20 protein-coding genes, 1 other RNA gene and 1 pseudogene are annotated in these 20,792 nt (G+C 49.0%); 8 read left to right on the top strand and 14 right to left on the bottom strand.

From position 1 onward, the window contains the following. Window positions 1-4: 4 nt before the first annotated feature. The 8 genes from MON40_RS07445 to MON40_RS07410 form a co-directional block, all read right to left on the bottom strand. Window positions 5-1,465 carry a LutB/LldF family L-lactate oxidation iron-sulfur protein gene (locus tag MON40_RS07445; protein WP_242925843.1) on the bottom strand — a complete coding sequence of 487 codons (1,461 nt, stop codon included), beginning with the start codon at window positions 1,463-1,465 and terminating at the stop codon, window positions 5-7. Beyond that, the gene (locus MON40_RS07440; RefSeq protein WP_003778882.1) at window positions 1,462-2,163 is read right to left on the bottom strand and encodes a LutC/YkgG family protein; all 702 of its coding nucleotides are present in this window, start codon (window positions 2,161-2,163) and stop codon (window positions 1,462-1,464) included. The genes MON40_RS07445 and MON40_RS07440 overlap by 4 nt, the downstream gene beginning before the upstream one ends. Beyond that, window positions 2,160-2,939 (bottom strand): (Fe-S)-binding protein, encoded by a 780-nt coding sequence (locus MON40_RS07435; protein ID WP_003763626.1) that lies wholly within the window; start codon window positions 2,937-2,939, stop codon window positions 2,160-2,162. The genes MON40_RS07440 and MON40_RS07435 overlap by 4 nt, the downstream gene beginning before the upstream one ends. Window positions 2,940-3,237: 298 nt before the next feature. Next, window positions 3,238-3,624, bottom strand: a complete 387-nt coding sequence (locus tag MON40_RS07430; RefSeq protein ID WP_003778880.1) for a VanZ family protein — start codon at window positions 3,622-3,624, stop codon at window positions 3,238-3,240. After that, complete coding sequence (locus MON40_RS07425; protein ID WP_003778877.1) at window positions 3,621-3,827, bottom strand: hypothetical protein; 207 nt, start codon at window positions 3,825-3,827, stop codon at window positions 3,621-3,623. The genes MON40_RS07430 and MON40_RS07425 overlap by 4 nt, the downstream gene beginning before the upstream one ends. Window positions 3,828-3,880: 53 nt before the next feature. Next, window positions 3,881-4,459 carry an aminoacyl-tRNA hydrolase gene (gene pth / locus MON40_RS07420; protein WP_003778875.1) on the bottom strand — a complete coding sequence of 193 codons (579 nt, stop codon included), beginning with the start codon at window positions 4,457-4,459 and terminating at the stop codon, window positions 3,881-3,883. 84 nt (window positions 4,460-4,543) lie between these two features. Beyond that, window positions 4,544-4,819, bottom strand: a complete 276-nt coding sequence (locus MON40_RS07415; protein WP_003778873.1) for an RnfH family protein — start codon at window positions 4,817-4,819, stop codon at window positions 4,544-4,546. Beyond that, complete coding sequence (locus tag MON40_RS07410; RefSeq protein ID WP_003756250.1) at window positions 4,812-5,243, bottom strand: type II toxin-antitoxin system RatA family toxin; 432 nt, start codon at window positions 5,241-5,243, stop codon at window positions 4,812-4,814. Before MON40_RS07410 ends, MON40_RS07415 begins: the two co-directional genes overlap by 8 nt. Window positions 5,244-5,402: 159 nt before the next feature. On the opposite strand from MON40_RS07410, the gene ssrA reads away from it, so the two are divergent. Next, window positions 5,403-5,765, top strand: a transfer-messenger RNA (tmRNA) gene (ssrA, locus tag MON40_RS07405). Between the two features lie 190 nt (window positions 5,766-5,955). On the opposite strand, the pseudogene MON40_RS13560 reads toward ssrA, so the two are convergent. The 4 genes and pseudogenes from MON40_RS13560 to MON40_RS07390 form a co-directional block, all read right to left on the bottom strand. Further along, window positions 5,956-6,888 (bottom strand): annotated as a pseudogene (locus tag MON40_RS13560) (Arm DNA-binding domain-containing protein); the annotation flags it as partial. After that, a complete protein-coding gene (locus MON40_RS07400) occupies window positions 6,875-7,108 on the bottom strand; it encodes a hypothetical protein (RefSeq protein WP_003778871.1) in 234 nt (77 codons plus the stop codon). The gene MON40_RS07400 and the pseudogene MON40_RS13560, both read right to left, overlap by 14 nt. A 1,260-nt stretch (window positions 7,109-8,368) precedes the next feature. Then, window positions 8,369-9,376 (bottom strand): IS5 family transposase, encoded by a 1,008-nt coding sequence (locus MON40_RS07395; protein ID WP_242925842.1) that lies wholly within the window; start codon window positions 9,374-9,376, stop codon window positions 8,369-8,371. A 198-nt stretch (window positions 9,377-9,574) separates the two neighbouring features. Beyond that, window positions 9,575-9,982, bottom strand: coding sequence for a hypothetical protein (locus MON40_RS07390; protein ID WP_242925841.1), 408 nt, complete (start codon window positions 9,980-9,982; stop codon window positions 9,575-9,577). 266 nt (window positions 9,983-10,248) lie between these two features. On the opposite strand from MON40_RS07390, the gene cmr1 reads away from it, so the two are divergent. From cmr1 to cmr6, 6 genes are read left to right on the top strand one after another with little or no spacing between them, the layout of a single operon-like run. Next, window positions 10,249-11,502 (top strand): type III-B CRISPR module RAMP protein Cmr1, encoded by a 1,254-nt coding sequence (gene cmr1 / locus MON40_RS07385; protein WP_003778867.1) that lies wholly within the window; start codon window positions 10,249-10,251, stop codon window positions 11,500-11,502. Between the two features lie 17 nt (window positions 11,503-11,519). Continuing rightward, window positions 11,520-13,376: a type III-B CRISPR-associated protein Cas10/Cmr2 gene (cas10, locus tag MON40_RS07380; protein WP_003778865.1), complete on the top strand. Its 1,857-nt coding sequence runs from the start codon at window positions 11,520-11,522 to the stop codon at window positions 13,374-13,376. Beyond that, a complete protein-coding gene (locus MON40_RS07375; protein WP_003778863.1) occupies window positions 13,373-14,536 on the top strand; it encodes a type III-B CRISPR module-associated protein Cmr3 in 1,164 nt (387 codons plus the stop codon). The genes cas10 and MON40_RS07375 overlap by 4 nt, the downstream gene beginning before the upstream one ends. A 51-nt stretch (window positions 14,537-14,587) precedes the next feature. Beyond that, on the top strand, window positions 14,588-15,493 hold the full coding sequence (gene cmr4, locus MON40_RS07370) for a type III-B CRISPR module RAMP protein Cmr4 (protein ID WP_003778861.1): 906 nt from the start codon (window positions 14,588-14,590) through the stop codon (window positions 15,491-15,493). A 1-nt stretch (window position 15,494) separates the two neighbouring features. Then, entirely contained in the window at window positions 15,495-15,869 is a 375-nt protein-coding gene (cmr5, locus tag MON40_RS07365) for a type III-B CRISPR module-associated protein Cmr5 (protein ID WP_003778859.1), read from the top strand. Then, a complete protein-coding gene (cmr6, locus tag MON40_RS07360; protein WP_003778858.1) occupies window positions 15,866-16,987 on the top strand; it encodes a type III-B CRISPR module RAMP protein Cmr6 in 1,122 nt (373 codons plus the stop codon). The genes cmr5 and cmr6 overlap by 4 nt, the downstream gene beginning before the upstream one ends. Before the next feature lie 773 nt (window positions 16,988-17,760). On the opposite strand, the gene MON40_RS13555 is transcribed toward cmr6, so the two are convergent. Together MON40_RS13555 and MON40_RS07355 are read right to left on the bottom strand one after the other, a co-directional pair. Further along, a complete protein-coding gene (locus tag MON40_RS13555; protein WP_423227270.1) occupies window positions 17,761-18,072 on the bottom strand; it encodes a hypothetical protein in 312 nt (103 codons plus the stop codon). Between the two features lie 1,382 nt (window positions 18,073-19,454). Then, complete coding sequence (locus MON40_RS07355) at window positions 19,455-19,709, bottom strand: hypothetical protein (protein WP_147611975.1); 255 nt, start codon at window positions 19,707-19,709, stop codon at window positions 19,455-19,457. Between MON40_RS07355 and cas6 the strand changes: the two genes are divergently transcribed. Further along, window positions 19,708-20,643, top strand: coding sequence for a CRISPR system precrRNA processing endoribonuclease RAMP protein Cas6 (cas6, locus tag MON40_RS07350; RefSeq protein ID WP_003778855.1), 936 nt, complete (start codon window positions 19,708-19,710; stop codon window positions 20,641-20,643). The two genes, MON40_RS07355 and cas6, sit on opposite strands and share 2 nt — an antisense overlap. The last annotated feature ends 149 nt before the right edge of the window (window positions 20,644-20,792 follow it).

Raw genomic sequence — 20,792 nt, 5'->3', positions numbered from 1 at the left:
AGCTTTACGCTTTTTCTTTTTGGCGCATTTTTTCCTTTTCCGCCATCATTTCATGCAGCGTTTTCTTGGCAGGTTTCATCGGAACGCGGTTGTCCGTCCAGCCCATTTGCTTGCTTGGCGTCAATGCACGGAATTTGGTGGCCGCCCAACCGAAGGCACGGTAGGCTTTGCTGCCGCTGAAAATGCCGTTGAATGTGCGCCATGCCATTTGTTCGCCGAAGGTATGCGATGCACCTTGTCCGCGGATAGGATGCGGTACGACTTCGGACGGTGAACGTTGCGCTTCAACGCGCAGACGCTGCATTTGCTCGGTAATCGGGATGCGTACCGGACAGACTTCCACGCACGCGCCGCACATGGTGCAGGCGGTTGGCAGGTCGCGGGTGGCATCCAGACCCAACAGGTGCGGAGAAATAATCTCGCCGATAGGACCGGGATAGGTTGTGCCGTATGCCGCGCCACCGATACGGGTATAAACCGGACAATGGTTCATACACGCGCCACAACGGATACATTGCAAGGTTCGGCGCATTTGGTCTTCGGCGTAGGCTTGGCTGCGTCCATTGTCGAGCAGAACCAAGTGCATTTCCTGCGGACCGTCCAGCTCTTTGCTGCGGCGCGGGCCGGTAATCATGTTGAAATAGGTGGTAATGTTCTGACCGATGGCGGAACGTGGCAGTAGGCTGTATAAGGGAGGAATGTCGGACAATTTCGCCACAACTTTTTCAATACCGGTAATGGCGATATGCACGGGCGGTACGGTAGTACTCAAGCGACCGTTGCCTTCGTTTTCCACCAGACACAGTGTACCTGTTTCAGCAACAGCAAAGTTTACGCCGCTCAAACCGACATCGGCAGTGCTGTAAATATCGCGCAGGGCTTTGCGGGCGAAGCCGGTCAGTTGGTCTACATCGTCCGTAAGCGGAGTTCCAAGATTTTGGTGGAAAAGTTCGCTAACCTGTTCTTTGGTTTTGTGAATGGCGGGCATCACGATATGGGTCGGTTTTTCGCCTGCCATTTGGACGATAAACTCGCCCAAGTCGCTTTCCACTGCTTTAATGCCTTTTGCTTCAAGATAATGGTTCAGCTCGATTTCCTCGCTGACCATAGATTTGCCTTTGACCATCAGCTTGCCGTTTTTGGCAGTAATGATGTCGTGGATGATTTCGCAGGCTTCGGCCGGCGTTTCCGCCCAGTGTACTTTTACGCCTAGCTTAGTCAGGTTTTCTTCCAATTGCTCCAGTAGGGCGGGCAATTTAGACAATGAGCGCTGACGGACGTGTTCGCACAAATCACGCAGGCTTTGCAGCTCTTCTTCGTCGCTCAAAACGGCTTTGCGCTTGGTCATCAGCATATCCATCGCGGTACGCAGACTCTTACGCAAAGGCTTGTCTTGAAGGGAAATTGCGGCGTTTTGTTTGAAAGTTTCCGGCTTCATGTGGAACTTGATGGTTTGCGTAGTCATGCGTTTTCCTCCAAATCGGCAGGGGAAATGTGGTCAGGCAGGATGGCGAGAATGACCAAATCACGTGGACCGTGTGCGCCATAAGCAAGCGTCAGTTGGATGTCTGCGGTTTTGGACGGGCCGGAAATCAGGAAAACATTGGTCGACATACCGTTTTCCACCAGTTTTTCACCTTCGACGGCGTTGTGAAATTCGTTATACATTTTCGCCGTATCAAACAGGCAGAAATGCACGGGCGGAACAAGGCTTAAAGTACGCGGCTCTTCAGGGCTGGAAAACAGCATCAGCGTACCGGTGCGGGCGATGCCGCATTGCGAGCCGCTAAAGCCTGCATCGATGTTCGCGAAAAACTCAGTTTTCCAAGTATCGATTTCGCGCTCGAAAGCAATCGGTTCGATATTGCTGTCCACCAGCGCGGCACGGGCGATTTGTCCGTGTTCAGTCGCCAACGGCAGCAGGATGTTTTTCAAACCTTTGCCTTCGGCTGCTTGACGGAATACTTGCGGCCAGCCGGTTTTGGTCACCCAATAAATTTCAGTTTTGACGGCGCGCATAGCGGCAGCCCAATGTTTCAGGCGCTCAACTTCGCTGTCCCAAGAAACACCCATTTCACGGTAATAATCGAAAACCGCAGGCTCTTCCATCGGCAATGCGTCGGCTTTTTTCAGTTTTGCCAAAATATTTTCGCGCGCGCTCATGCTTTGCCTCCGGTGCGTTCCAACAAGAAGGATGCGATGTGTTTCGGACGCGGCATATTCGGTTCGTCCTTAGCGATTTTGCCGCCGATGTTCATCATGCAGCCGCAGTCCGCGCTGATGATTTCGGTCGCACCGGTTTCTTTCAGCGCGGCAACTTTGTCGGTTACCATCGCGCCGGAAATATCGGCTTGTTTGACGGAGAATGTACCGCCGAAGCCGCAACATTCGCTTTCATGGTCGTGAACGATGCGTTCAACGTTTTCCATGCCGTCAATCAACTGCCAGCCTGAAATATGGACATTCATTTCGCGGCGGGCGGCGCAGGAAGTGTGGACGGCGACTTTGACCGGTTCGCCTTTGTCTTCAGGCTTATAGCCGATGGCAAGCAAGAAATGAGTAAACTCAATGATGCGGTTGGCACAATCAACCGCTTTGGATTCGTATTCTGTATTTTTAAACAGAGTAGGCCAGTGATGTTTCATCATGCCGCCGCACGAGCCGGACGGTACGACGATTGGCCAGTTTTCAGGGAAAAGGTCGAGTTGCGCTTTGGCGACATCAAACGCCTCGGTCGGATGACCGGAAGAGTAGGCGGGTTGGCCGCAGCAACTTTGCGCCATCGGGTAATGAACCCGTATGCCTTGCTGCTCGATTAAAGTAATGGCATCCATGCCTGCTTCGGGCATGAAAAGATCGAGGACGCAGGTGCCGAAGAAATAAACATCCGTCGGCTTGCTGTCGAATTTAGTGATTTTGGGTGGGGTGATTGCGCTCATTTTTTCGTTAACGGGAGTACCCGTTTTTCTTTGTATAAATAGACGGCTACTTTAAGTAATTGCATGTAGGCGGTCAAGTATAATTTTAAAAAATAATATTGGAAACGATTGATGGGTCGTCTGAAATGCTGATTTCACAGATATTAATGCCTACATGCGAATAGATATCATTATATTTAAAAGTAATTTTGTTTATTAATAAATGAATTGAACAGCCTATCTAACCGTCAGGAGCGATTCACAAATATATTTGGACCCGGCTTTCAGATAGCTTTGTAGAGTAAATAGGGGAGGGTAGTTAATTGGATTGAGAGGAAGATGGATTTTTAGATGCATTAATTTTTGATGCAACCCACAGCGCGGCACCTGTACCCAACATGTCTGCAATGCCGTCACCGATAGAGCCTTCGCGTGTTGTCGTGAAAGTGGCTTGAGCCCATTCGCTTCCAACAGCAAACAGAAGTGCGAATATCAACAAACCGAGATACGGAATTTTTGCTTTTTCGTGAATATAAGATTTTGCCAATAACCAAATCTGGGCAAAAAACAAAGCGAAGTGGGCTACTTTGTCGAAATTGGGAAACGGTGGCGGCGTATTGCCAGATTCCTTGAAAATCAAAGAATAGATACCGGCCACAAACCAAACGATAGCCAACAGACTGAATTTATTGATGTAAAACTTCATTTTTGTTCCTCATCCAACCAAGTTTGGCAGATAGCCGCAAGGCGGATGAATTTGTTGCCGCGTCCGTTCAATATGTCGCACCATTGTTCAACTTCCTCTGTTGTCGGTGCATCATCTATACTGCATTCGTACAGCAGGAAATCAAGGGTTTCTTCCACTACGCCGATGGGTTCATTCTGGATTAATTCTAAAATCTGAGACATATAGGGAATTTTTCAAAAGAGGAGGGTGGATAATGACGTACACAACATATTATTTACTTGCTGTGTAGGAAACGTGTAGCTTCTTCCCATTCGCCTGCCATTATTTTCGGCATCGCTTTTAATGATTTGGCAATTGCCTCGTCAATCTGTTGGCGGTGTTCTGCGCTTGGCTTGTTCAATACATAAGCGACAACGAGGTTACGGTCACCCGGATGATCTATACCCAAACGCAAACGGTAATAGTCAGGTGTACCAAGACGGGCTTGGATATCTTTCAAGCCGTTATGCCCCCCATTTCCGCCACCAAGTTTAAATTTGATACGGCCGCAAGGAATGTCCAATTCGTCATGCACAACCAGTATCTCTTCGGGCTTGATTTTGTAAAACTGTGCGAGTGCGGTAACAGATTGGCCGGAACGATTCATAAAAGTCATGGGTTTAAGCAGCCAAACATCGCCATCGGGCAGATTCGCCCGCGCCACCTCACCAAAGAATTTTTTCTCTTCTTTAAATGATACTTTCCACTGCCACGCAAGTTCGTCTAAGAACCAAAATCCTGCATTATGGCGGGTTTGTTCGTATTCGCCCCCGGGATTTCCCAATCCGACGATCATTTTGATTTTATTCGACATAATTATTTCTCAATACCGCAGAAAATGCGGTCAATTTCGATAAAAGGTCGTCTGAAAATGGTTTCAGACGACCCAAGTTAACTATCAATCCTGATTTTGTACACGTTTGCGGCGTGCCTCTTTGGGATCGATCAATAATGGGCGATAAATCTCAATCCGGTCTTTATCGCGAAGAAGCGTCTCACTTTTAACTGATTTGCCAAAAATTCCCAGCGGAGCAATTTGTAAGTCCAATTCAGAAAATATTTCATCCAGCCCGCTTTGACATACCGCTTCACGCGCCGTGCAGCCATTTTGCACATTCATTTTTTTCAACACTTGCTTGTCAGGCAAACCGTAAACGACTTCAATCTCAAGCATAACGGCGATCCGCTTCTTTAACGAACGCATCAACCAATGCTCCGGACAAATGGCTGAAAACAGGCGAAATCATGGCAGATAAGACAGAGTTGGAAAATTCATATTCCAATTTAAATTCAACTTTGCACATATCGTCGCCCAAATCTAAGAATTTCCATGTTCCCCGCAAGATTTTAAAAGGTCCTTCCAACAAATCCATTCGGATTTCCTTACCGGGAATATTGTGATTGTGCGTAGCAAATGATTGGCGCACGCGCATATAGTCCATAAAAAGACGCGCTTTCAACTCATTGTTTTTTCGTTCGATTACTTCAGTTTTACTGTACCAGGGCAAAAATTTCGGATAGTCTTCAACCTTATCGACCAACTCAAACATTTGCTCCGCGCTGTGCAAAACCAAGATATTCTTCTCAACCTTTTTCATGCTCAAACAGGCTCAAAATCGGAAAGCGGTATTATAAACGAATTCACTGTATTTTTCAGACGACCTCGAATCTCTGCAACCATCCCAATCCAACTCATCATCAAGACAGTCCTGCTTGGCAAAGTATAACGATATGCGTATAATTGACCTTTCCCATCTGGGGGCGATCTTGGTTTCGACGGGGGTTGCAAAGCAGATGCGGGCATACCGGGGTCTCAGATTTCCCGTAAAACACTGAATCTAAATAGTCGCAAACGACGAAACTTACGCACTGGCCGCTTAAGGCCTGCCGTTGCAGCAGTTGGTCAATGGGCTGTGTAGCGCAAGCTACCGCAACGTCATTCTACATTGACTGGTTTTCCGCCGGGTTACTTGGCGGGAAATAAGATTTAAGGTAACTGGTTCCTAGAAGGCCTGTCGGTCGGCATGATAGGAACGAGATTTTAAATAGACACGACTAAGTATGTAGAACGCTCTGTAGAGGACTTCCGGACGGGGGTTCGATTCCCCCCGCCTCCACCAAGATATCCGATAAGTATCCTATACTTATCTTCATTTCTGTGTTTTTTGGCACACTATTGGCACATTTCCCATCAAAAAGCTGCTCGATTTTAGACTTTTCACGCTGCTTGTCGGCCAAGTCAATCCAGCGGGAATAGTTTTCAAGTAGTATCTTCATGGTGCTGTGTCCCATCTGCCGGGCTACCCACATGGGGTTGGCTCCGGCCATGAGGTTGAGTGTGGCAAATGTATGGCGGGTGTTGTAGGGTTTCCTGTACCTTACCCCCGCTATTTTTATGGCGTGCTGCCACGGTCTCCAAGGTACTTTGTCGTTCTCAAACGGGCAGCCGGTTTTTGGATTGATGAAAACGTATCCGCTTGCTAGTCCTCCTGTTCTTTGCCATTGCCTGCGTAAGGCTTCCAAGGCGCGGCTATTGAGTTCGATGTCTCGGTAGCTGTGGGTTTTAGTACTTTTCAGCTTGCCAGCCACGGATGCTTTGTTTACGCGCACGCACTGCTTCTGGAAGTCGATGTCCTGCCAAGTGAGGGCGATGAGCTCGCTGGTACGCATACCGCTGAAAAAGGCCAGTTTGAAGTAATTGTGAAACACAGGTTTGTTTTTCAGGTAGTCTAGGATGGATTCGGCCTCTTCGAGTGTGAACGGGTCGGGCGGCTCTTTCTGCACTTTGGCGTTGGCTAGATGCTGGGCGGGGTTGTCTTTTATCCTACCGTCGCGGAGCACAAGAACAAACGGCTGCCGAATAACGGTGGCGACGTTATTGCGAGTTTTTTCGCTACAGTCTAAGGTAGCCAGCAGCCCTGCTAGGGTACTGTACTGGATACGGTCTATCGGCATGTCGCCAATTTTAGGCAGGACGTGGCTGTTGAGCATGCCGCGATAGCGGGATAGTGTGGAGTGGGATAGCTGGTTAACGGTGGCTAGCCAGGCTTCGGCCATCTCACGGAAGGAGGGGCTGCGCTCCGTTTCTTCAGCCCGTTTGGAATCGGGGAAGAATTCGGCGTAGTCGAATACGCCGATGGCGATTCGGGTGCATACTTCTTCCCGGAGTTTAGTAGCGTGCCGGATGTTAGCGGTGGTGGGCTTGAGCGGCAGGCTTTCCCAACATCGTTTACCCCGATACATGGACCATATTTTGATACTGCGATCGCGGATAACTACACCGGTTGGTATTCGTTTCGTTGCCATTTTCTACCTCTTTTACGTTGATTAAGATGTGGCGGTCGGGCGCACGGTAGTAGTGGAGTCCCTCTACCCAAACACCGGTGCTGATTTTGTCCCTTAAAGCCTTTTCTGTATAGCCTGATAATTCGGCGTAACGTTTCAACTGGATTTGGTTCAGCATATTCAATCCTCCATATGAATAATTAGGACTTGCAGTAAGTGGTCGTAGTGCCGTAGCCAACCATGTGGCGGACATCAGGTAACCTGAGTCGTCTTTCTGTTTGCATTTTTTCTCCAAATTTAAAGTTCGCCTTTAAGCAGCTTAGTTAATTCATTGCCCACGGCAGATTGTGTTCCACACTGCGTCGTGGCGGGTGATTTACCGTTAGGATAAGCAACAGTGTCAGGTGCGCATCCATTGCCTATGTCGGTACCTGCTATATTAGCAGCAAAAAGCCCTAAAATTTTTTTCAGCCCATTCTCAAAGAATGGATGAATATTGGCAGACCATATGGCGGTTTGAAACGTAGAAAAGCCCTTGTTCACTGAGTGAATAACAGGTTACTTTGGATTGGCGTAGCTGGTTATCACTATAAAAAGTACGATGGTCACAAGTGTATTCATGTAATGGAACTAGGTTCTGTTAATGCTGAGTGCCGCATGGTTTTTAATATAAAGTAGAAATAATATTAAATATCAATGGATTGATATTTTTGAAATGGTTTCTACCTGAGTCCTTGGCAAAACTCACTAACCGGAGAACTTGGTCAGGCACACTTCCCCATCTGTTGAGCCTAATCAAGCACCGATTGAGCGGACAAGGTTCCGATATCCTGTGCGCCGATGTAGGTATCGCTAGCGTTATCCGGACCTGGTTTATCGGCGGCTGACAAAATCAGATCAGCGTATTAGTGCAAATGGAATCCGTACAGCAGTCACTACCGGCAACTACTGTGATGCATGCCGGGTTAAAGGCACTTTAAGGCTTGCTCACAGCATATCCGCACCGATGCAGAAAGTCATACCGACGGGCAATGGGCAGATTGCCGAGACCAAGTCCGCAATCAAAAGGGGGATTGAGGCAGACAGCTTTGCTTGGCTGAAAGATGATTGCAAGAACCTGGTTCTTTCACTCAGTGAAAAGTGAAACCTAATAAAGCAGTGATGATGTATACCGACGACCGGCATCTATCTCCCCTAATGTCCGGAGGAATACCTAGGTTCGTGGTCAATCGTTTCATTGTTGATACTGTTTTCGTTACCCGCAGTATTCGTTTTGATTCAATGATATAGAGATCTTTGCAAAATTCCTTCCTCCCCCGACAGCCGAAACCCCAAACACAGGTTTTCGGCTGTTTTCGTTTCAAATATCCACTGATTCTACCCAAATGCCCCCTTAATCCTCCCCGGATACCCCATAATCAGGCATCCGGGCCGCCTTTTAGGCGGCAACAGGCACACTTAGCCTGTTAGCCGCTTTCAACAGGTTCAAACACATCGCCTTCAGATGGCTTTGCGCACTCACTTTGAGCAGACCAAAATAGGCTGCCCGGGCGTAGCGGAATTTACGGTGCAGCGTACCGAAGCTTTGTTCGACCACATAACGGGTCTTCGACAAATATCGGTTACGTTTGGTTTGCGCTTCCGTCAGCGGACGGTTGCGGCAGGCTTTGCGCATAATGCCGTCTAACAACTGATGCTCTTTCAGATGTTGCCGGTTTTCCTTACTGTCGTAGCCTTTGTCGGCATAGACGGTCGTGCCTTCGGCAATACCTTCCAACAAAGGGGACAGATGGTTGCACTCATGGACATTGGCGGGGGTGATGTGCAGTTTCTCGATATAGCCTTCCTCATCGGTACGGGTATGTTGTTTGTAACCGAGTTTGTAGAGGCCGTTTTTCTTTGTCCAGCGGGCATCTTTGTCTTTACTCGGTGTGGTTTGGCCGCTGACTTGTCCTTCTTCATCGACTTCTATGGCCTGACGCTGTTTGCTGCCGGCGGTCTGAATAATGGTGGCGTCAACGACGGCGGCGGATGCTTTCTCTACTTTTAGGTTTTTTTCGGCCAGTTGGCAGTTAATCAGTTTGAGCAATTCGGACAGGGTGTCATCTTGCGCCAGCCAGTTGCGGTAGCGGCATAAGGTGCTGTAATCGGGGATGTTCAGTTCGTCAAAACGGCAAAACAGGTTGAAGTCGATGCGGGTGATGAGGCTGTGTTCGAGTTCGGGATCGGAGAGGCTGTGCCATTGTCCGAGCAGGACGGCTTTGAACATGGACAACAGGGGATAGGCGGGACGGCCGCGGTGGTCTCGGAGATAACGGGTTCTTTGACGGTTCAGGTATTGTTCGATCGGCTGCCAATCAATCACCTGATCCAACTTCAATAATGGGAAGCGGTCGATGTGTTTGGCGATCATGGCTTGTGCGGTTTGTTGGAAGAAGGTGCTCATAAGAAATCCCCTAAATGTCTTGATGGGAATTTAGGGGATTTTGGGGAATTTTGCAAAGGTCTCTGGCTGTTTTCATGCAGCCATTAAAGAATTTCGGCTTTTTTGAAAAACTGATTGCAATGAATGACATAAAAAATCGTAAGCAAAAATCCGTGCCTTCTGCGCAAATTCAGATATTACGCGTGTTAGGGTTCTTTTTCAGATTAAACCAATTAATTCACCCATAGGTTCGCATTCTATTGAATTTTCTAAATATCCAGGCTGCCAAATTTTTTCATAACAAAATACTATAAATTTAGGAAAATCAAGTAATTCTTCAAAGATACTTAACCAATTATAGATAAAATCATCCGTATCCAGTATCCAAGGTTGATGTGATGGAGAGTAGTAAATTACCACGTTCTTCCCTTGGCAAGCTTTAAATCTTTTAAAAGTATTATAATGAATAGATGCTGTCGTTATTTCCCCAAATAAGGAAATACGCAGCTTCTCGCCTTTAATCTTATCCCAATCTATGCTCGATCCAGCCCAAGGCAGTTGATTTAAAGCTGAATCGATTCTCTCAGCATCAGTAATAGATAAAAAGTTCTTAATTTTTAATGGCATAATCCAGTTGTTTTCGTGATGTGGCTGTGTGTCACTTTAAAATCAGGTTTTGATCGGATTCTATTAACGTAACGTTTAGTCTTAACTAAATCTGCGATTTACTAATATCGCCTATTACTATTAGAAGTCTATTATCAGTTATAGTAATTTTGTTCTCAAGTCTCATTTTTATGAGTTATGAATGCTAAACAAATTTGTGTATAATGCAAAATTTGATTAGTTTCGTTATAAAGTAACTTGCTGGTTAAATAACAAAGGATAAGAAAATGGCTTTACTAATACCCGATTTTGAGCCGATGGAAAAACTGCCTGGAAGCAAGGAGGCTTGGCAGGAAATTTACTGTGAGCTTGTTACGCCTATTTATGGCGGTGGTGTTCAGGCAGCCATGCCTGATGTCTTGATGCCCATTCGTGCTACAGCGATTCGTGGTCAGTTACGCTTTTGGTGGCGGCTGTTAGCTCAGCAAAAATGGAATTTGAAAGAAAAAAGTTTGCGTGAAGCGGAATTTCGTTTGTGGGGAGGTATCGGTGAAGAAGCTGCTGCGAGTTTGGTGTTTTTGCGTGTGCTTGATGTATTAAATGTTAAACAGATTTCTTATTTTCAAGGCAGCTTGGATTCGTCTCTACCTTCAGATAAAAAAGTACGTTCGAAGAGTAAGAGTAATGATTTAAAACCTTATGCTTATGTTTTGTTTCCGATGGATAGTGAGGAAAAACGTGAAAAAACGTTATTGATTAAAGAGGGTTTGACTTGGACCTTGCAATGGCGTTTGAGTGAAAAGGCAAACGAAACAGATAGGGAACAGGTTTTGGAAACTTTACGCTGGTGGGTAAATTTTGGAGGGATTGGTGCGCGTACCCGGCGCGGATGTGGTGCGTTTGTGGTTAAGGACAGTTCTAATCCTGTTTTCAAACAGCCTTTGAGTATTGATGAAGTAATGAAGGCAGGTTGCAAATTGGTGCTGCGCACAAGTACTAATCATGCTTTATTAGCTTGGAAAGAAGCAGTCCAACGATTACGCGATTTTCGGCAAGGTGTAGGTATTGGACGCAATCATCCCTCATCTGATACGACGAAACCTGCCGGTCGCAGCCGTTGGTCGGAACCTGATGAAATTCGCCGTATAACGCGAACACATTCTGATCGGCATAAACCGGAACATCCTGCCGGAGATTTATTTGCGCGCGGTGTATTCGGTATGCCGATTATTTTTCATTTTGTTGGTGGTGATGAGCCAGCAGATACAACGTTACAGCCTAAACGTAAGGAACGTATGGCCAGCCCTTTAATTATTCGCCCTGTTTGGGATGGCAAGGGAGGCTTTCAGGCTGCCGCATTGAGCCTGCCTTTGGATAAGGTTTTAAATGTTTCTGCCGAGTTATTAGAAAAAAAACAAAATAAGGTAACTGTACACTCAGTAACGCTGTGGGATGAAGGCAAGGCACAGAAGGTTAAGCCGTTAAGTGAAAACAGAGGTGGTAATCCAATTGATGCGTTTTTGAATTATTTTACGAAATAAAAAAGAGGAAAGCTGAAATGACTCAATACGTTTTAACCCTATCCATCGGTCCTGTACAGGGATTCATTGCTTCGGCTCGGCGGAGTCGGGATTTATGGAGCGGTTCTTGGCTGCTGTCGGAAATGGCGAAGGCTGCTGCAAAGAGTTTGTTTGAAGCCGGAGCGCAGATGGTGTTTCCGTTTGTGGATGAGACGACCAAAGACCGTTTAGAGCCTTGCGACCGGATGGACGATAATTTCTCAGTCGGCAACAAAATTCAAGTGCAGGTTGAGGCGGCTGATGATGCCGCCGTGCGCGATTTGGTCGAACAGGCGAAAGCGGTGGCACAGTCACGGTTTGAAACCATAGCACGGCAGGCGCTGCAGGATTTGAATGCGGCCTTGCGCGTTGAAATCTGGCAGATGCAACTTAATGATTATTTGGAAATCCAGGCAGCATGGGCGCGGATAACCGAAAAAGGTTATTCGGATGCAAGCCAACGAGCCGCATCAGCTTTGGCGGCACGTAAGGCAACACGCGATTTTACGCCTGCACATGCGGCTGATGCTTGGGACAAGCGGTTTATGTTGCCTAAATCCTCACTGGATGGCGCACGTGAAACCGTATTGCTGGAAAAAGCCAACGGCGATGCCGACTTGTCCGATGTAGCAAGGCGCAAGCTGGGTTTGAGCCGGTCGGAGCAGTTGGATTGTGCAGGAATTGTGAAGCGTTTGGGCGGCAATAGCGAACAGTTTACGCCCGTTACCCGTGTAGCCGCAGATGCTTGGCTGCAAGGTTTGCCTGAAAATGAGTTAAGCAAACTTTGCGATGCTTACGAACCTTTAATCGCGCTGAATTTAGCGACTCGTGTAAAGGGCAATCAAGGCATTTACGCAGATTTTCCGTTTGATGGGCAGTTGCTGTACCGCAATCGGTTGGATGCTGCTTTGTCAGACAATAAAAGCAGTGCAGATGCATCAGAAAAATTATCAAAGTTGAAAAATGTTTTAAAAACGATTTGGCACAAATATGGCGAACCATGCAGCTACTGGGCGATGTTGCTGGCAGACGGCGACCGCATGGGCGAGTTGCTGGATCGTGCGAAAACGATTGAAGAGCATCAAGCGATTACCGAAGCATTATCTACATTTGCCGAAAGTGTACCTGCGAAAATGCGCGATTTCCAGGCGCAATGTGTGTATGCAGGCGGCGACGATGTATTAGGCTTTGTCGCGCTGGATAAGGCGGTTGATTGCGCGGACGCGTTGCGGCAAGCATTTTCAGACAGCTTGAAAAAAGTGTCAGATGTTTTGAAAGTGGAAAAAACGCCCACATTGTCCGTCGGTTTGGCGATTTGCCACATCAGCACGCCGCTCGGCAATGTACGCCGTTTGGCGAAACACGCGGAAAAAGTGGCAAAAGGCGACAATTATCCTGCCGATCAACAGCGCAATGGATTGGGGATTACCCTGTCTGTGCGTTCAGGCTCGGACAGCGATTGGCGTGTGCAATGGAGTGATGAAGCAGGTTTGGCAGCATTTAAAAAATGGCAAAACCGGTATCAGAAGAAAGAAATCAGCAGCCGTATTGCCTACGACAGCCGCGATATCTTTATGCGCACGGATTTTCCGAAATCCGCCGATTTATCCTTCGATCTGCACCAAAATATCCGCCAAGCCGAGTTTATTCGAATGCTGGATAGGGCGCGAAATATGTCGGGTGGCGAATTGAAAGACGATGTGAAGAAAGAGCTGAAAGCCCGACTGGATGCCTTGCAACGTCAGCTTGGCAGTGAACATACCGGCGCACTCAATATCTTCGCTACCGAGTTAATCATTGCCCGCTGGCTTGCAGCCAAAACACAAAACGATTTAGGACAGGAGGCGCAATCATGAACAGCTATTTTTTAGACGCACTTGCGCCGTTGGTGTTCCGCAGCGGCAAACCGTTTGGGGCGCAGTCGGATACCGATGATATTCAATTTCCGTTACCCTCTGCGGCAGCAGGTTTGGTACGCACGCAAATCATGGGGCAGAGCGGCTGTAATTGGGACAGTAAAACCCAAGGCAATCGAGCCAAGTTGTCGGACGCACAAGTTGATGAATTACGCCAAATTGCCGTACAGGGCGCGTTTTTAGCGAAACAGGATATTTCAGACGACCTGAGAATCCTATTGCCTAAACCTGCCAACGCCCTGTATTTAAAAAACAAAGAGACAGATAAAACCGAACTCGTCCGTCTCGCGCCGCAAGCCTTTGGCAGCGATACGGCAGCGGATTTTCCCCAAGCCGATTTATTGTCCGTACAAATCCAATCGCCCATCAAAGGCAAGCCTCAAAGCGGCGCAACGTATTGGGATTTGGCGGATCTGCTGGCTTGGCAAAACGGCGGGAAGTTGGTGTTTGAAGACATCAATAAACGCGGCGCACAATCGCTGCCGATTGAAACGCGTACCCATGTCGGCATAAATCGAGAAACACTTGCAGCCGAAGACGGACGTTTGTTCCAAACTGCCGCCTATGACTTTGCCGAATCTGCGCGGAAGCATCATCAGGGCTGGGAAAGCCACCGCTATGGTTTCGTGATACGCACGGCAGCCGATTTGCAAGATAACAGCGTAGTGCGTTTTGGCGGCGAAGGAAGACTGTCGCGACTGAATAAAATTTCAGACGACGTATTCAAACAGCCCGAATACGCATATACAAACGGATTGATGCTCACCTTGCTGACGCCTGCCTTGTTTGAAAAAGGTTGGCTGCCCGGCTGGTTGGACAGCCAAACCTTAACAGGCAAACTCCCGCATACCAACCTGCAAGTCAAACTCCGCGCCGCCGCCATAGACCGTTGGCTGCCCGTTTCAGGTTGGGATTTGCAGCAACATGCACCGAAAGCCATGCGAAAAGCCGTTTCAGCAGGCGCAGTGTATTGGTTTGAAATACAAAGCGGCAACCCGGCAGAACTTACCCAAGCCCAATGGCAGGCATTCAGCGATAGCGAACAAGACCGACGCGACGGCTTCGGCATCGGATTGATCGGCCCGTGGCAGAGCATTTAATTTTCAGACGACCTGACAACCTATTTCACATTTAAAAACAAGGAAACCAAAATGAACACCCGAATTTTCCACCTACATGCCTTATCCGCCCTCCACGTCGGCACAGGTCAAGGCATCGGCGCAGTAGACTTGCCCATCGCCCGCAGCCGCGCCACCAATCTGCCGCTCGTCCCCGGCAGCGCGCTCAAAGGCGTATTGCGTGATGAGGCCAAAGAAAAATGGCATGTCAGCGAAGACGACATTCAAGCCCTGTTTGGCGCAGACAGCCAAGCCGACAAAGAAAATATTCATGCCGGTGCCGCCGCCTTTGGCGATGCACATCTATTGCTGCTTCCGATCCGCTCGTTTGCCGGAACAGTCGCCTTTGCCACTTGCCCCTTTATCCTGCAACGTTATGCACGCGATGTACGCGGGATACTGCCGGAAAGCCCCAAAGTACCCGCTTTAAAAGATAGCGCATCCGTGCCGGACAACACCGTATTGCGCGTTTCAGGCAGCCAAATCGCGCTGGAAGATTTGGACATCGGCAGCGAAACCAGTACCGAAGCCAAACAATGGGCAGAACACATTGCCGCCGCCGTTTACCCCGAAAACACGGCAAACAGCGAAGCATGGCGCGAACAGCTCTGCCAACGCTTCATTATCCTGCCTGACAGCACATTCTCCTTCTTAGCCGATACCGCAACCGAAATCCGCATGCGCATCAGAATCGACCGCGAAACACGCATCGTCAAAGAAGGCGCGCTCTGGTCGGAAGAAAACCTGCCCGCTGAAAGCGTGTTGTACGGCATTTTAGCGATTGACAAATCGCGCCACAGCCGCAACACCAAAAGCGCAGACGAACTCTCCGCATTGATTCCCGCAGGAGAAACCCAAATCCAAATCGGCGGCAAACATACAGTCGGACGCGGCCTGTGTCGTCTCGTACTTTCAGACGACCTGACAAAAGGGGAATAACATGCCACACATCCGCTCGCAAAAATACGCCCAACGCGCATTAGGCTTGATTCAAAGAGTCAAAGAGAAAAACGAAAAAGTCAAAGAATACCGCACGCTTGCGCTGAATTTCCCCACCATGATCCTGCAATCCGGGCTTGCCCAAGCCATCGGCTTTTTACAAGCCAAAGGCAAAGAAGAACACCTGCTCCTACTGGCGCACATTGCCGAATTGTTGGAAGAAAACGAAAACAGCCTGCACAAGAAAATCTTAGAAGCAGACTTACCGCATTACCAACTCCTCACGCGCCAAGCCATAGAAGCCGCCTCCGGCCTCAAACGCTACACCCAAGCCCTGCTGCCCAAACCCAAAGACGAACAAGGGGGACAATCATGACCATATCACTCATGCGGGAAAGCCTGAAAAAACTCATTTCAGACGACCTAAAAGACGCACACGCCGGTTTGCTCATGCAGCGCGGCCTGACCGAGTGGGACAAAGACAACAAACAAGCCAAAGCAGAGCTGATTCAAAAAATCGTCAAAATTCCCGCGCCCAAAAAAGACAGCCTGTACGCACTCGCCTTTACGCGCTGGGTGCAGGCCACTTCCGATACCGGCCGCTTCGCCACACTTGCCGCCGGCATTTCAGGCAGGCTTTACACAGGCCTCAACAGCGCAGGCGCACTGGAAACAGGCATCAGCACCAGCCACACCTACGGCATGCCCCTCATCGCAGGCTCCTCCGTCAAAGGCATCGCCCGCAGCCATGCCGAAAGCCTCGGACTGGATAAAGCCCACCTGACCGTATTGTTCGGCGACGACAGCGACTCAGGCAGCCTGAAGTCAGGCGCACTCGTTTGGCACGACGCATGGTTCATCCCCGCCAACACACCTCCCTTTGCCGCAGAAATCATCACCACCCACCACCAAGAATACTACAACGGCAAACAACCCGAAGCCGACGAAATGGAATCCCCCATCCCCAATCAGCAAATCGCCACACAAGGCAGCTTCTATTTCGTCATCGAAAGCGCACCGGGCGCGCAGGCATGGGCGACATACGCCCAAAACCTACTGTTTCAAGCCTTGCAGACACAAGGCGCAGGCAGCAAAACCGCATCCGGCTACGGCTATTTTACAGTTGCAGATGACGATGCCCTTGGGAAAATCAAGCATATCCAAGAAGAGCAGCAACAAGCCCTGGCCGCGCAACAAAAAGCCGCCGAGCTTGCCGCCATGCCCGCGCATCAACAGTTTATCCAAACATGGCAAGAACGAATGGAGGAGCAACCAAACAAGATCATAGGCAACCAAGCACACGACAAACTCTATCAAGAATGGAAGGCAGCCCTGCAAACCGCCACAGAAAGCCCCGATTTCAACGCGGCAGAGAAAAAAGAAATTGCTGACGCGTTTGCCGTCAAAAAGATGATGGCAAAATACGCGAAATGGCTGACCGACAAGCGCGGCAAAGAGCTGAAACCCATCCTGGCGAAGCTGCGCGGCGAATAGCTTTTCGGCTTTATCGAAACCCAAGCTTTTCAGACGACCTAAAGCCGCAAAACGGTTAAAAATCGTTGTCGAATGCAAAGCGCACGGCTATAATCCGAAACACAAGTTTTCCGGCGGATAGCGAAAAGTCTGTCTTTCGGCTGCTCTTTTCAGTTAAGGTTTTATTAAATAATGTCTTTGTTGGTTAAGGAAAAATGCTAACTTTTCTTAACTATATAGAAGATTGAAAATAATGAAATTTTTTGACTGAGTGCAGTCGGAAGACTTGCCCCACGAATCGGGGATTAAGACACATGTTTTGCATACGTCAACACTGCATTCTTGGGTCGGAAGACTTGCCCCACGAATCGGGGATTAAGACTTCACATTAGAGTCGCCTTCCGTGGTGAGGTTGGGTCGGAAGACTTGCCCCACGAATCGGGGATTAAGACTGAATGCCTTTCATGTTTGTTGACAAAGAAATTTGTCGGAAGACTTGCCCCACTAATCGGGGATTAAGACATTTCAGCCATGATTTCCTTGTACCAGTATCTTAGGTCGGAAGACTTGCCCCACTAATCGGGGATTAAGACATAACTTCTGCCGAAATAAAATCCAAATCTGACTCAGTCGGAAAACTTGCCCCACTAATCGGGGATTAAGACTTCCTGCCCCTTCCAGACGACCGCCTGATTCAGTCGGAAGACTTGCCCCACGAATCGGGGATTAAGACGCATAAGGCTAATCAGGTTTGCCGCGCGTTTAGTCGGAAGACTTGCCCCACTCAACGGGGATTAAGATTCCTTGGCAACCCGGTCATAACCATAGAAGCCAAAGTCAGAAGACTTGCTCCACGCATCGGGGGTTTCAATCTTTTCAGACGACCTCAAGCCTGGGTCGTCTGAAAACGTAGGTCGGATTCTTGAATCCGACAAATATTCCGACGTTTCTACATAGCAAAACAGCCTTGATATTGCATCAATGCTGTTTTTGTTGGCGGAGGGTTTGTGTGAGTTCGGGGTCGTCTGAAAGGCGGCTTCGCGCTTACAGTTTGCCCATACCGCCCAAGATGATGCCTTCGGGCAAGGCGGGTTTGCCCAGGGCATGGATTATGCTGCTATTGGGCAGGGGATAGCAGCGTAAATTGTCCAGTCGCCGCAAGCCCCGATTTCAGCGCGGAGCAGAAAGCCGAAATCGCCGTCGCGTTTGCCGTCAAAAAGATGGAGCAGGCGTATAAAAACTGGCTGACCGGCAAACACCCCAAAGAGCTGAAACCCATCCTGGCGAAGCTACGCGGCGAATAGATTTTCATCTTTATCGAGGCACTAGCTTTTCAGACGACCTAAAGCCGCAAAAGGGTTAAAAAGCGTTGTCCAATGCAAAGCAGACGGCTATAATCCGAAACACAAGTTTTCCGACGGATAGCGAAAAGTCTGTCTTTCGGCTGCTCTTTTCAGTTAAGGTTTTATTAAATAATGTCTTTGTTGGTTAAGGAAAAATGTTAATCTTTCTTAACCATATAAAAACTTGAAAATAATGAAATTTTTTGACCGAGTGCAGTCGGAAGACTTGCCCCACTAATCGGGGATTAAGACGCGTTAGGCCGTGTTCTTTTCTCAGAGCCTTGAGGTCGGAAGACTTGCCCCACTAATCGGGGATTAAGACTCCATTTTTATATCCTTAAGTGATTAATCTTCTGTCGGAAGACTTGCCCCACCCATCGGGGATTAAGACTTGGGCAATACCAAGTAAGACAGGTCATTGCTGGGTCGGAAGACTAGCCCCACTAATCGGGGATTAAGACCTGAACCGGCGGTTTTCGTAATCCATGCTGAACATCGTCGGAAGACTTGCCCCACTAATCGGGGATTAAGACAAAGAGACTGTGCAAGCAGTCACTCCAATACGTCGGAAGACTTGCGCCACTCATCGGGGATTAAGACGAAAATCATTTCGTCGGAACGGCACATTTGTTTCAGTCGGAAGACTTGCCCCACGCATCGGGGATTAAGACTTGTCCGTATGTATTCATGTTTGAGCATATTTTAGTCGGAAGACTTGCCCCACTCATCGGGGATTAAGACATATGCGGCTTTTCCTTAGTCCAGCCGTCAATTATCGGAAGGCTTGCCCCACGTATCGGGGATTAAGACAACGGTGTTTCCGACGAATAGACATAAACCGTTGATCGGAAGACTTGCCCCACTAATCGGGGATTAAGATGTAATCGCCGATAACGCCTTTTCCAAATTATTTAGTCGGAAGACTTGCCCTACTCATCTGGAACTTCAAGCTTTTCAGACGACCTCAAGCCAAGGTCGTCTGAAAATGTCTGAAGGGTTTGTTGATGACCGATAGCAAAATAGCCTTGATATTGCATCAAGGCTGTTTTTGTTTGCGGGCTGCTTTTTTATAGTGGATTAACCTTAAACCAGTACGACGTTTATCTGTACTGTCTGCGGCTTCGTCGCCTTGTCCTGATTTAAAGTTAATCCACTATATTGTGTTCAACGGGGCGGCTGGCGGACGCTGTTTGAGGTCGTCTGAAAACGGCGGGCTTCGGTGGGTTGGGTTCAGATATATCGGTCGGCTGCTGATGTTTCTTTGGTTCGCCGTTTGCCCATGCGCCGACACTCCGTCTGAATGCGGCTTTGCGCTTACAGTTTGCGGATACGCCGCATTTCACATTTTCAGGTCGTCTGAAACGCCGTATCATGCCATTTTTTACTTGTCTGTCTGCCATGAATCCGCTTAATCTTCCTCCGGAATTGCCCATAGCCCGCTATCGTTTGCATTTCACGCTGACGCATGATTTGCAGCTTCCGTCCTATGCGGCTTCGACCTTGCGCGGTGTGTTCGGGCATGCGCTTTTGGCTGCCGCGTGTACCTGCGACACGCCCCAAACGCCGCATCTTCCCGATTGCCCCTATGCGCAGATTTTCGAGCCGGCGCCTTGTGCCGACTTGCCCGGCAGCGTGCGCCAAAGCCCGCCGCCGCCTTATCTGATCGAGACGCCGCTGGTCGCGCCCACGCATTTTCCGGCGGGCGCGGGGTATGCGTTTGATTTGGTGCTGTTCGGCAGGGCGCGGCACAGCCTGCCTTTGATTGCCGCGGTATTTGCCCAGGCTTTTGCCAAAGGGTTGGGGGCAAACAATGCGGGTAAGGGCGAATTGGGCGGCATTGCGGTACAGCAGGCGGACGGCAGTTTCCTGACGATTAGCGAACGCGGCAGCCCCATCGCGCTACACGACAACCATATCAGGCTGCCCGAACGCTATCCCGCCCATGCGTATATCCAGCTGCTTACGCCTCTGCGTATCCAGCAAAAAGGCAAGATTTTGCGGGAAACCGAACTGACGCAGGCGGTTTTCCTGCGCCAGCTCCTGCGCCGCTATCTGACGCTTGCCCATCTGCACTGGGGCAACAATGCAAACGCTGCCGAGCTGTCCGCCCAAATCGGCGGACAAGGCGTCCCGCCCCGACTTTCATGGCACGAACACCGCCGTTTTTCCAACCGTCAAAAGCAGATTACGCCCCTTAGCGGCGCAATCGGCACATGGCAGCTGACCGGCCTTCCGCCCGCCTTCTCGCAAATGCTGTATATCGGACAATGGCTGCACTTGGGCAAAGAAACCGTATTCGGCAACGGGCAATACCGCATTATCCAAGCAGCTTGACAATACACCCGACGCAAAAACAGCCTTGATGGAACGAACCATCAAGGCTGTTTGATTTTTATCCCCGATGAGAGGGGCAGGTTTTCCGACGCCGACTATATTAACAAACTGGCGGGAGACGCTGGGTCTTAATCCCCGATTAGTGGGGC

The organism is Neisseria macacae ATCC 33926 (assembly GCF_022749495.1).
In the GTDB taxonomy this organism is placed as follows: Bacteria; Pseudomonadota; Gammaproteobacteria; order Burkholderiales; family Neisseriaceae; genus Neisseria; species Neisseria macacae.
Note: the sequence above shows the minus strand (reverse complement) of the source record. Positions and strands in the feature narration are given on the sequence as shown.